Consider the following 12,129-nt stretch of genomic DNA (forward strand, 5'->3'; position numbering starts at 1 on the left):
GGAGGTCAAGCCCTACGTGAGCACCCTGATCGGCTCCCCCGCGGTCCACGCCGCGATGTCCTCGACGGCCTGCGGGTAGAAGACCCGATAGGTCTCCTCGGTGACGTAGCCGAGGTGCGGGGTGAGCACGGTGCGCGGGGCACGGCGCATCGGATGATCGCCCGGCAGGGGTTCGGTGTCGAAGACGTCGAGTCCGGCGCCGCGGATCCGCCCGTCCGCGAGCACGGCGAGCAGCGCCTCGGTGTCGACGAGCCCGGCCCGGGAGGTGTTGACGAGGATCGCGTTCGGCTTCATCCGCGCGAGCTCCGCGGCGCCGATGAGACCCCGGCTGCGCTCGCCCAGCTTGTAGTGGATCGTCACGACATCGGAGGTGGCGAGCAGCTCGTCCTTGTCCACCGCCCGCACCCCGACCTCCGCCGCCCGCTCCGCGGTGAGGTTCTGACTCCACGCGACGACGTCCATCCCGAAGGCTTTGCCGACCGCGGCGACCCGCGATCCCAGCCGGCCCAGACCGATGACGCCGAGGCGGGACCCGGCGAGGTCTCCCCCGATCGTCTCCTGCCAGCCCCCGGCGCGCACTCGCGCATCCTCCGCGGGGATCTGCCGGAGCACGGAGAGGATGAGTCCCCACGTCAGCTCCGGAGTCGCCGTCCGCGGGGCCTCGGTGCCGCACACCGTGACCCCGTGTGCCCTCGCCGCCTCGAGGTCGATCGAGGCGTTCGCGGCCCCCGTGGTGACGAAGAGCCGCAGATCGGGCAGCCGGCTCAGACGGTCGGCGTCGAAGACGGTGCGTTCGCGCATGGCGACGACCACCTCGGCGCCGGCGAGGAGGGACTCGAGATCCGCGGTATCGGTGACCGGCCGGGTGACGACGTCGATGTCGGCGTCGAGGACCGACCAGTCCTCGAAGTCCCGGGAGACGTCCTGGTAGTCATCGAGGATGACGATGCGCATGGTGCGGCTCCCGTCGACGGTCAGCGGCAGACGGCCCCGGTCGAGGCCGACTGGACGAGCTTCGCGTACTTGCCGAGCACGCCGGTGAGTCGGTGGTTCTCCGGCAGCGTCCACGACGTGCGACGCTCGGCCAGCACCTCCTCGTCGACGTGGAGTTCGATCGACCGGGCGGCGATGTCGACGGTGATCTTATCCCCGTCCTCGACGAGGGCGATCGGTCCGCCGTCGACGGCCTCGGGCGCGACGTGGCCGATGCACAGCCCGGTCGACCCTCCGGAGAAGCGGCCGTCGGTGATGAGGAGGACGTCCTTGCCGATGCCCGCGCCCTTGATCGCACCGGTGATCGCGAGCATCTCGCGCATGCCCGGCCCGCCCTTGGGGCCTTCGTAGCGGATGACGACGACGTCACCCTTCTTCAGTTCGCCGTTCAGCACCGCATCCATCGCCGGCTGCTCCTGGTCGAAGACCCGTGCCGTGCCTTCGAAGACGTCGGCGTCGAAGCCCGCGGACTTGACGACGGCGCCCTCGGGGGCGAGCGAGCCGCGGAGCACGGTGAGTCCGCCGGTTGCGTGGATCGGGTTGTTGAGCGCCCGGAGGATCTTGCCGTCGGGGTCGGGCGGGTTGATCTCGGCGAGGTTCTCGGCCACGGTCCGGCCCGTCACGGTGAGGCAGTCGCCGTTGAGGAGACCGGCGTCGAGGAGGGCCTTCATGATCACGGGCACGCCGCCGATCTTGAACACGTCGTTCATCACGTACTCGCCGAAGGGCTTGACGTTGCCGAGGTGGGGCACCTTGTCCCCGATCCGGTTGAAGTCGTCGAGTTCGAGGTCGACGCCGGCTTCGGCGGCGATCGCGAGGAGGTGGAGGACGGCGTTCGTCGACCCGCCGAAGGCCATGACGACGGCGATCGCGTTGTGCAGCGACTCCTTCGTGATGATGTCCTTCGCAGTGATGCCCTTGCGCAGGAGGTTGACGACGGCCTCACCGGACTGGCGGGCGTAGATCGTGCGGTTGCGGTGGATCGCCGGCGGGGCGGCGGAGCCGGGCAGGGACATGCCCATCGCCTCGGCGGCCGAGGCCATCGTGTTCGCCGTGTACATGCCGCCGCACGCGCCTTCACCGGGACACACGGCACGTTCGATGGCGTCGACGTCCTGGCGTGACATCGTTCCCGCCCGGCAGGCGCCGACGGCTTCGAACGCGTCGATGAGGGTGACTTCCTTCTCCGTGCCGTCGGAGAGCTTCGCTGTGCCCGGCATGATCGAGCCGTTGTAGAGGAAGACGCTCGAGAGTCCGAGGCGGGCGGCTGCCATGAGCATGCCGGGGATCGACTTGTCGCAGCCGGCCATGAGCACGGAGCCGTCGAGGCGTTCGGCGCTCATCACGGTCTCGACGGAGTCGGTGATGACCTCGCGGGAGACGAGCGAGTAGTGCATGCCCTCATGCCCCATGGAGATGCCGTCGGAGACGGAGATCGTGCCGAACTCGAGCGGGTACCCACCCGCCGCGTGCACGCCTTCCTTCGCGGCACCGGCGAGGCGCTGGAGCGAGAGGTTGCACGGCGTGATCTCGTTCCACGACGAGGCGACGGCGATCTGCGGCTTCGCCCAGTCGTCATCGCCCATGCCGACGGCCCGGAGCATGCCGCGCGAGGCGGTGCTCTCGAGTCCGTCCGTGACATCGCGGGAACGGGGTTTGATGTCCGGTGCTGAGGTGTCCGTATCGATGCTCATGGGGGCACTCTACGCCCCTGTCCGGCATCCGTCGGCCCCGTTCTCGCATCGTGGAACCAGGGTTTCGGGGTGCCGGTTTCGACCCGGCCGGTCGAGCCGGCACCCCTTCTCACGTGGGCTTTCAGGCGGGAATGCCTCAGCTGACCTCAGTCCTCGGCAACGACGTTGAGGAGTTTCTCCCCGTCGTTGATCCGGCGCACCTGTTCGGCAAGGATCTTGACGACCCGCGGTTCGAACGCCGAGGTGTCGCCGCCGACGTGCGGAGTGATGAGTGTGTTCGGGGTTCCCCACAGCGGGTGGTTCTCCGGCAGCGGCTCGGGGTCCATGACGTCGAGGGCCGCATGGAGGCGTCCGGTCGACAGCTCCGCGACGAGGGCATCGGTGTCGACGACCTTGCCGCGGGCGACGTTGACGATGAGCGCGTTGTCCGGCAGCTGCCGGAGGAATTCGGCGTCGACGAGGTGGTGCGTCGAGTCCGTGAGCGGGATGATGAGGACGACGACGTCGGTGTGGGGAAGGAGGTCGGGCAGTTCGTCGACGCCGTGGACCCTGCCGCGGTCGTCCTCCCTGGCGGTCGTGCCCACCCGGGTGAGCTCGACCTCGAAGGGGGCGAACCGGTCGGCGATCGCCCGCCCGATCTCCCCGACACCGACGACCATGACCCGCCGGTCCTGCAGCGACCGGTAGCGCCTGTGGTCCCAGGTCCGCGAGACCTGGTTGCGCACCGCGTCGTCGATTCCGCGCAGGCTCGCAAGGGTGAGCGCCAGCGCGAGCTCCGCGGTGCCTCCGGTGTGCACTCCCGAGGCGGTGGCGACCTCGATGCCCTTCTCGGGCAGGTGCGCGACCGGGTCGTAGCCCGTCGTCTGGGTGATGACGAGCCGGAGATTGGGCAGTTCCGGCAGAAGCTCGATCGTGCCGGCCGAATCCATGTAGGGCAGGACGACGACGTCGACGTCGTCCTTGCTCAGCTTCGCCGACTTCTCCTTGTCCGAGTAGACGACTAAGTCGACGTTCGCGCGCTGGTGCGCGGGGATCCTGGCGATGACGCGATTGCGGAGGTCGGAGTCGGGGAAGGCGATGGTCGTGATCGTCATAGGGACAATTGTGGCACGAGTCTCATCCGCTCACGGAAGGGCTTTCGCGATACGGGCGAACACGGTGTCGATGACCTCGAGCTCCGCATCGTCGACGTGGGAGAGGAACACCTCGTCGATCGCCCTGCTGTGCAGCCGGGCGGCGTCGAGGAACCGGCGACCACCCGCCTCGGTGAGGCGGATGTTGTGCGATCGCCGGTCCGCGGCGCACGCGAGCTTCTCGACGAGCCCGGCGTCCTCGAGCACCTTGATCCGGTAGTTGAGCCGTGACGGCGAGAACACGAGGCGCTTCGCCAGCGTCCCCATCGTCAGCGTCCGCTCGGGCGCCTCCCAGAGGAGCAGAAGGGTGTTGTAGTCGCTCACGCTCATCCCCGCCTGCTCCTTGAGGCGGTCGTCGAGGACCTGCCGGATGCGCTGTGAGGTCTCGAAGTACGTCCGCCATGCCTCCTGGGCGCGTTCCTCCCGGCCGCGCCCGAATCGGATGACCGGGGCTGCGGTGGTCTCGGACATCGTCAGCCCTCGAGCAGCTGCGCGAACGGGGTGATGCGCTCGGGGTCGAACTCGTCACTGACGCTGCGCTTCTCACCCCGTCCGATGGTCACCCGGTGCGGGGCGAGGCTGTCCGGCCCCTCGTTGCCCGGTGAGTCGTCGGTCGCTGCCGCCTCGGTGCCCGTGAGTCCGCGCACCGCCGCGGTGAGCTCGATGAGCTCCTCCGCGGACTGGCGCACGCGGGAGGTCAGCGCACGCCCGCCCTCCGCGCTGCCCCAGTCGTCGGTCGCGGCGAACACCGTCGTGGGCACGACGATGCCCTTGAGGTAGCTGAGCATCGGGCGCATCGCGGTGTCCCCGGCCAGCGAATGGCGGGCCGTGCCGCCGGTCGTGGCGATGAGCACCGGGGTGCCCGCGAGGACCTGTTCGTCGATGAGCTGCCAGAAGAGCGTGTGCAGTCCCACCGGTGCCACCTTGTACACGGGGGTGACGGTGATGATCGCATCCGCCTCGGCGACCTTCCGGTACGCCTCCTCAAGCTCCTCGGACCGGAACCCGGTGAGCGCCATGTCCGTGAGCGAGGTCGAGAGCCGACGGACGTTGATGCTCTCCGTCGTCGCCTCGATTCCGGCAGACTCCGCCGCCGAGGCGGCCGCGGCCATGATCCTGTCCGCGAGCTTCTGCGTCGTCGAGTTCTCACTCAGCGAGGTGGTGACTGCGAGGATCTTCATTCGCTCTGCGCTCCTGATTCTGCTGCTTCGCGCTCTTCGGCTTCCTTGGCCTTCTTCGCTTCGGCCGCGCGGGCCTCACGGTCCTCGTACGCCTTCGAGCCGGGTCCGCCGCCGGGGATGGGGTCGCGTCCCTCGCGGTGGCGGATGACGAGCGATTCGTGGCTCGGGGCATCGGGCACGTCGGCCGGACGGCCCTTGGCGAACTCCTCGCGGAGGACCGGCACGACCTCCTCGCCGAGGATGTCGAGCTGTTCGAGCACCGTCTTCTGCGGGAGACCGGCGTGGTCGATGAGGAACATCTGGCGCTGGTAGTCGCCGGCCCAGTCGCGGAAGCTCAGGGTCCGTTCGATGACCTCCTGCGGCGATCCCACGGTCAGCGGGGTCTGCGTCGAGAAGTCCTCGAGGCTGGGACCGTGGCCGTAGACCGGGGCGTTGTCGAAGTAGGGACGGAACTCCTTGACCGCATCCTGCGAGTTCTTCCGCATGAACACCTGACCGCCGAGGCCGACGATCGCCTGCTCCGCCGTGCCGTGGCCGTAGTACTCGTAGCGCTGGCGGTAGAGCTGGACCATGCGCGCGGTGTGCGAGGTGGGCCAGAAGATGTTGTTGTGGAAGAAGCCGTCACCGTAGTAGGCGGCCTGCTCGGCGATCTCGGGGCTGCGGATCGACCCGTGCCAGACGAACGGCGGGACGTCGTCGAGCGGCCACGGGGTGACCGTGAAGCCGTTGAGCGGCGTGCGGAACTTGCCCTCCCAGTCGAGGTTCTTCTCCCGCCACAGACGGTAGAGGAGGTTGTAGTTCTCGACCGCGAGCGGGATGCCCGCGCGGATGTCCTTGCCGAACCACGGGTAGACCGGTCCGGTGTTGCCGCGCCCCATGATGAGGTCGAGGCGACCGTCGGCCAGATGCTGGGCGTACGAGTAGTCCTCGGCGATGCGCACCGGGTCGGTCGTCGTGATGAGGGTCGTCGCCGTCGACAGCTTGAGCTTCTCGGTCTGTGCGGCGATGTTCGCCAGCAGCACCAGCGGGTTGGCCGGTGCAACGAACGGCGGGTTGTGGTGCTGGCCGGTGGCGAACACGTCGAGGCCGACCTCTTCGGCCTTCTTCGCGAGCTCGACCGTGTTCTTGATCCGCTGGTGCTCCGACACCGTGGTGCCGTTCGTCGGGTCCGTGGTGACGTCGCCGATGGTGAAGATTCCGAATTCCATGACTGCTCCTCGTCTCTGTGGTCGGCCCGAAGCCAGCCTACAGCCGTTAAAACTTCAGTTTTGAAGTAACTTGTTGAAATCTTAACAGTCAGGTCCGCAGATGTATTCCCCGATTCGGAATTCCTTCGCCGAGGCGGTCCCGCGCCCTAGGGCCACCCGTGCGGCCGGGGCGTCCACCCACGATCCCGAGGAGGATCCAGTCCGATATTGGGCCCAGTTTCGGACCCGATCCTCCTCGGGGACGAGGCTGCGGACCGCGCAGCAGCCACCTCGGCGAGGGTCCACGTCAGTCGGACCATGTCTCTGCGGTCCGAGCGCGCCGCGCTCAGGGAACGTTCGCCACCCCATGCATGTCGAGGTCAGGCGCGACCGCCTCGGCGGACGACATGGGCGGACAGGGTCCGCGCGAACGCTGCCATGTCGGTGCGCTTGGTCACCCTGAGCACCACCCAGCCTTCCGCCTCGAGCAGCTCACGGCGGCGGATGTCGGCGGCGAACTGCTCGGGCGAGGAGCGATGCTGGTCGCCTTCGTACTCGATCGCGATCCGCAGTTCGGGGTATCCGAGGTCGGGGTGGAGGAGGCAGCGCCCGGCTTCGCTCGGCACCGCAGGGTGGACGACGGGCTCGCGAAAGCCGTGGTCGACCAGCCACAATCGCAGCCACGTCTCGCGGGAGGAGTCCACGGTCGGTCGGATGAGGGCGAGCGCTCGCTCGACCTTCCTGCGGCCGCTGATCCTCGGTCGGTCGAGGACACACTGCCGCAGTTCGTCGAGGGAGATGTACGGTCCGCCGGCCTGCCGTCCGATCGCGGCATCCCCGAGAGCGACGAGCTCGGCCAGCGTGAGCTCCGATGCGAGCTGGACGACGAGAAGCGGAATCGCCACGAGATCGACGTCGAGCAGTCCGACCGTCTGACGCTCATGGAACTTCGACCGGTGGAGAACCACCTCGGGCCGATCGATGCGCAGGTCCTTCGAACCGCTGGCCACGTGAAGTGGACCAGCGTCGAAGCGGGCCGGAAGCGGAAGCCCGTAGAGCCGGGCGGCGGTGGCATGACTGCCGGCGACGTCCGGGTGGAGGAGCCTCAGCCCTTTGAGCTTGGTCCATTCAGCAATCCAGCGGTCATCAGCCCACCGCGGCACCGGCAGCTCGGTCTCAGCGTCGACGTCGATCCAGACCCCGCGGAAGAGCTGGACGAACCGCTTCTCCGTCAGCAGTGCGTAACGGGTGACGTCGGGGCGGTCGGCGGACGTCATTGTGAAGGGGATCGACGCCGGTCGGAAGGTCACGGGTTCGTTCATCGAGTTCCACATACGGCCCAGGCTCAGCCCGAACACCCCGAGCACGGTAGACCTGCGATCGGCCCTGTGGAGAGTCGGGTCTGGTCCACAGGCAGAATGCACCCGAGTCGGTGTCGCCGTGCACAGGGTGGCACGCACGAGTGGCGTGGCCGCCGAGGTGCATCCAGTCCGATTCCCGAGCCGAATCCGCACTGGATCCACCTCGTGGACTCAGCGGAGGCGGCAACGCAGCGGCGGGACAGCGATAGTGCCACGGCCGGAGGGCAGGAGCACGCGGAGCGCTTCCCTCGAGTGCCCGTCCACACCGACGTGACCGCGAGTCAGCCGACACCCCATGCAGGCGCGGGGCTCACGGCGAGGGGTTCGTGCGCACGATTCCGAGGCGCGCAGGTTTGACCGCACAGCGCTCAAAACCCCACGGGGTGCCGCGGCGGGCGGCCCCGAGGAGGATCCGATGCGAATTAGAGCCGAAGTTCGCACCGGATCCTCCTCGGAGAGGCGGTGGGTCGGCGAGCGGGGTGGGCGCAAGCCCGGGAGCGAAGTGGGCGCCGGGCCGGGGCGCAGACTTGGTGCCGGCGTCAGCGCGGGAGACGGTGCGGGACGCCGGTGCTCGCCCGCTCAGATCCAGATGGCGGGGTCGAAGAGCTCGAAGTCCGCCTCATCGGCGGTGCGCTGGTCGGCGTCGGTGCGTCCCGCCTCGGCGTCGGGCTTCGCGGGCGTGGGTACGGAGGTCGGCACCGCACCGGTGCGCTTGGGACGGACGGTGGCGGGGATGCCGACGGCGCTCGAGTCCGGCGCGACGTCCTTGACGACGACGGCGTTCGCCCCGACCGAGGAGTTGTCGCCGACGACGACGGGCCCGAGGATCTTCGCGCCGGAGCCGACGAGGACGTGGTTGCCGAGCGTGGGATGCCGCTTCGTCTTCTCCATCGACGTGCCGCCGAGCGTGACCTGGTGGTAGAGCATCACGTCGTCGCCGATCTCCGCGGTCTCCCCGATGACGACGCCGTTGGCGTGGTCGATGAAGAAGCGCCTGCCGATCGTCGCGCCGGGATGGATCTCGACGCCGGTGAGCGCCCGCACCGCCTGCGAGAGGAGGCGTGCCGGGACCTTGAGCTCATCGTGCTGCCACATCCGATGGAGGCCGCGGTGCGCCCAGATCGCGTGGAGTCCCGGATAGGAGAGGATCGAGACGAGGTCGTTCGACGCCGCCGGATCCCGGCGCTGCACCGTGTCGAGGTCCTCGCGCAGCGCCTCCCGGACGCCCTTGCGGCTGAGCCCGTATGCCGCCGCTCCCGCAGTCGCCGCCGCGATCGCCCACAGTGCCTTCATCAAGCCGCTCCCCTTCACGAGTCTTCCCGTCGTCGATGTCGACCCTACCGACGACCGAGGGGACGCCGCATGCCGACGTCCCCTCGTCTGTCTTTCGGCCCCGACGATTCCTCGCCGAGGTGTTTGCCGCCTCAGTCGTCGAGGTATTCCGAGAACAGCGGCGTCGAGAGATAGCGCTCGCCGAAGTCCGGGAGGATGACGACGACGCGCTTGCCGGCGTTCTCCGGCCGCGAGGCGACCTCCTCGGCGGCGACGAGGGCGGCTCCCGAGGAGATGCCGACGAGCAGCCCCTCCTCGTGCGCGACCGTCCGGGCCCGATCGAACGAGGCATCGGCGTCGACGTCGAAGACCTCGTCGTAGATCTCGGTGTCGAGGATCGCCGGCACGAAGTTCGCACCGATGCCCTGGATCGTGTGCGGTCCGGCCTTGCCCTCGGTGAGCAGCGGCGAGGCGGCGGGTTCGACGGCGACGATCTTCACCTCGGGGTTCGCCTCCTTGAGCGCCGCACCGGCACCGGAGATCGTTCCACCCGTGCCGATGCCGGAGACGAAGATGTCGACCTTGCCGTCGGTGTCGGCGAGGATCTCAGGGCCGGTCGTCGCCTTGTGGATCGCGGCGTTGGCCTCGTTCTCGAACTGACGCACGAGGACGGCACCGTCGGCGGCGATCTCCTCGGCCTTCTCGACCGCGCCCTTCATACCCAGGGACTTGTCGGTGAGGACGAGCTCGGCACCGAAGGCGCGCAGCAGCGCACGGCGCTCCTTCGACATCGACTCGGGCATCGTGAGGACGACCTTGTACCCGCGCGAGGCGCCGACCATGGCCAGCGCGATGCCGGTGTTGCCCGAGGTCGCCTCGACGATGGTGCCGCCCGGCTGGAGCTGACCGGAGGCCTCGGCGGCATCGATCATCGCCACGCCGATGCGATCCTTGACCGAGTTCGCGGGGTTGTACGATTCGAGCTTCCCGATGATCTCCGCACCGGTGCGCTCGCTCGCCTTGTTGAGGCGGATCAGCGGTGTGCGGCCGACCAGTTCGGAGACGTTGCTGTAGATGGTCAAGTCGAGTCCTTCCAGGTGTGCGTGCCTTCTGGCTCGCCGGTCCGCGGCATCGGCCCCGGGTGCGGCTGTCATCTCGTGGAACGAGACGTCCAGTGCCCATCTTAACCACGCAGGCGACGGCCACGCCTCTTCAGAGGTTGCTCAACAATCTGTGTTCGCTGGAGGCGAAAAAGTTCGACGCATGACGACACATTCGCAGAATTGCCTGTCAGTGCGGTGAGATGGTGCAGTGTGGAATCGATTGAGGCCTCCAGTCGGTCGCGAACCGCTGAGCAATCGACGTCCCCGGATGGGTCGCTTGGAGGTCCGCCGAGGCGGACGCAGAGGTGCCCCGAGCGCGCAGTGTGAGACAGGGCTGGGCACCCTGCGCACCCGCGTTCGTGCTCGCAGCGGGACGGCCCTGCGCCGGGCTGGATACGATGGAGTCCATGACCGTTCATCCCATCGTCATCTACGGCGAACCCGTCCTCCATCGTCCCGCCGAGACCGTCACGGAGTTCGACGACGCCCTGCGAACCCTTGTCGCCGATATGCACGAGACCCTCGACGCGAGCAACGGCGTCGGACTCGCCGCACCCCAGATCGGCGTGGGCAAGCGGATCTTCGTCTATCACGCCGACGACGACACCGGGGTGCGCCGTCGCGGCGTCTTCGTCAACCCCGTGCTCGTGTCCTCCCGGATCCCCGACACCCGCCCCGACCCGGCGGAGGAGACAGAGGGCTGCCTCTCGGTGCCGAGCCTCGACTTCCCGCTCAAGCGGGCCGAGCGGGTGACGATCAACGGCGTCGACGAGACCGGGGCACCGGTCTCCCTGAGCGCAGAGGGCTGGTTCGCCCGGATCATGCAGCACGAGTACGACCACCTGCAGGGCACGCTCTACGTCGACCGCCTCGATAAGCGCTGGGCGAAGAAGTGGAAGAAGGAGCAGGCCGCCGCAGGCTTCGACGAACCCGGCCGGTCGTGGATGCCCGGGGTCGACCCGGATCCCTTCGGCCACTGAGGCACGGCCTACTGACTGCTGCTCGTCTCCCCCGCGTCGAGGGACTTCTGCGCCGCGGCGAGCCTCTCGTCGAAGTCGTCGAAGGTGTCGGCGGTCTGCTCGAGTTCGACGAGCAGACCCGAGATGACCTCCGACTGGGAGTCGGCGTCGATGCGCAGCTCCCGGAACTGCCAGTCGGCGTTGTCGTCGGCGGCGGTGCGGGAGAGGACGTCGAGGACCCGGTCCCCGAGCTCACGGGAGCGCTCCGAGTTGTGGAGGAGGATGAGCTGCTGGTCGAGCTCGAGGAGCCGGAGGTAGTACTCGTGCATCGAGACGACACGGTTGGCCATCGAGGTGAATGCGACAGCGAGCTTCGCCAGGTAGGCGTCGACGGTCTTCGCCGTGCCGGAGTCCTTGATGCTCTCGATCTCCTCGCGCAGCCGCACGAGTTCGGACAGCCGCACCCCGATCGAGGCGACCGCATGGTCGAGGTCGACACGGGAGACATGGTCGGTGAGTATCGGGTGCGTCCACGCACGGGTGCGCACGATCTTCCGCGCGATCGTCACGGCGAGGTGGAAGAGGCGCTGCTCGTCGGTGTCGCGTCCCTCCTTGCGTCCGGGCAGGTACCCAAGGCGCGCGGGTGTCAGCCATTCGGCGCTCGCCGCCTTCTGTCGGTTGCGGCGGTTGAGGCGTTTGGGGTCACGGAGGTACTTCGGGGCCGTCACCGCGGCGAAGACGCCGGTGCCCACGGCGGTCGCCCCGCCGAGGACGCCGAAGGTCAGGGCCGCGTCGAGGAATCCGGTGAGGAGCGCGACGCCGCCGGGCGCCGCGAAGCCCGCGGTCACTGCGGTGCCGGCCGCGGTTCCGCCCTTGAACGTCGCCGAGGTGCGGAAGAAGTTCCGTCGCATCCCCGGGGTGACCATGATCGCGCTCGGGGACCCCGCGGTGTACCGGTATCCGCGCGCCTTCCACGCCTCGAGGATCTCGTCGTTGACGCTCTCGGGCACGAGCACCCGATAGATCGGCACGGTCCGACCGCATTCGCTCTTCCACAACGACTTCCACGCATGTGCCACCGTGTCCACCTCCACGCACGCTGCGGTGCTGCCGGGCGATCGTCGTCGCGGCACCACCGGGGAGGATGCGAAAAGCCACACCCTCCGACTTCCCTGCCGGACTCCCGGGGCCAGTGACGGACCCGGAGTCCTTTGGGGAGAGTCTAGAGGGTGTGGCTGGATCAACC

The 12,129-nt window shown here is 68.5% G+C and carries 11 protein-coding genes; 1 reads left to right on the forward strand and 10 read right to left on the reverse strand.

Annotation, left to right across the window (positions count from 1 at the left end):
• Positions 1 to 12 precede the first annotated feature (12 nt).
• The 9 genes from ACQ1RG_RS16210 to cysK all read right to left on the reverse strand — a co-directional run bounded on the left by ACQ1RG_RS16210 (position 13) and on the right by cysK (position 9,903).
• Positions 13 to 954, reverse strand: coding sequence for a D-2-hydroxyacid dehydrogenase family protein (locus ACQ1RG_RS16210; RefSeq protein ID WP_009379338.1), 942 nt, complete (start codon positions 952 to 954; stop codon positions 13 to 15).
• Between the two features lie 20 nt (positions 955 to 974).
• Positions 975 to 2,687, reverse strand: a complete 1,713-nt coding sequence (gene ilvD / locus ACQ1RG_RS16215) for a dihydroxy-acid dehydratase (RefSeq protein ID WP_009379340.1) — start codon at positions 2,685 to 2,687, stop codon at positions 975 to 977.
• Positions 2,688 to 2,833: 146 nt separating this feature from the next.
• On the reverse strand, positions 2,834 to 3,781 hold the full coding sequence (locus tag ACQ1RG_RS16220; RefSeq protein ID WP_430600279.1) for a 2-hydroxyacid dehydrogenase: 948 nt from the start codon (positions 3,779 to 3,781) through the stop codon (positions 2,834 to 2,836).
• Positions 3,782 to 3,811: 30 nt separating this feature from the next.
• The gene (locus ACQ1RG_RS16225; protein WP_063249095.1) at positions 3,812 to 4,291 is read right to left on the reverse strand and encodes a MarR family winged helix-turn-helix transcriptional regulator; all 480 of its coding nucleotides are present in this window, start codon (positions 4,289 to 4,291) and stop codon (positions 3,812 to 3,814) included.
• 2 nt (positions 4,292 to 4,293) lie between these two features.
• Positions 4,294 to 5,001, reverse strand: coding sequence for a CE1759 family FMN reductase (locus ACQ1RG_RS16230; protein WP_009379346.1), 708 nt, complete (start codon positions 4,999 to 5,001; stop codon positions 4,294 to 4,296).
• Complete coding sequence (locus tag ACQ1RG_RS16235; RefSeq protein ID WP_430600281.1) at positions 4,998 to 6,209, reverse strand: LLM class flavin-dependent oxidoreductase; 1,212 nt, start codon at positions 6,207 to 6,209, stop codon at positions 4,998 to 5,000. Before ACQ1RG_RS16235 ends, ACQ1RG_RS16230 begins: the two co-directional genes overlap by 4 nt.
• Before the next feature lie 359 nt (positions 6,210 to 6,568).
• Positions 6,569 to 7,522, reverse strand: coding sequence for an endonuclease domain-containing protein (locus tag ACQ1RG_RS16240; RefSeq protein WP_101624796.1), 954 nt, complete (start codon positions 7,520 to 7,522; stop codon positions 6,569 to 6,571).
• 606 nt (positions 7,523 to 8,128) lie between these two features.
• Positions 8,129 to 8,842, reverse strand: a complete 714-nt coding sequence (epsC, locus tag ACQ1RG_RS16245) for a serine O-acetyltransferase EpsC (protein WP_063249097.1) — start codon at positions 8,840 to 8,842, stop codon at positions 8,129 to 8,131.
• A gap of 131 nt (positions 8,843 to 8,973) precedes the next feature.
• Positions 8,974 to 9,903, reverse strand: a complete 930-nt coding sequence (gene cysK / locus ACQ1RG_RS16250; protein WP_009379353.1) for a cysteine synthase A — start codon at positions 9,901 to 9,903, stop codon at positions 8,974 to 8,976.
• Between the two features lie 428 nt (positions 9,904 to 10,331).
• Here cysK and def point away from each other — a divergent pair, with 428 nt between their 5' ends.
• Positions 10,332 to 10,904, forward strand: a complete 573-nt coding sequence (gene def, locus ACQ1RG_RS16255; RefSeq protein WP_063249098.1) for a peptide deformylase — start codon at positions 10,332 to 10,334, stop codon at positions 10,902 to 10,904.
• Positions 10,905 to 10,912: 8 nt separating this feature from the next.
• Here def and ACQ1RG_RS16260 read toward each other — a convergent pair whose 3' ends face one another.
• Entirely contained in the window at positions 10,913 to 11,962 is a 1,050-nt protein-coding gene (locus ACQ1RG_RS16260) for a hypothetical protein (RefSeq protein WP_231882169.1), read from the reverse strand.
• Positions 11,963 to 12,129: the final 167 nt, after the last annotated feature.

Source organism: Brevibacterium sp. K72, from assembly GCF_050562175.1.
In the GTDB taxonomy this organism is placed as follows: domain Bacteria; phylum Actinomycetota; class Actinomycetes; order Actinomycetales; family Brevibacteriaceae; genus Brevibacterium; species Brevibacterium casei.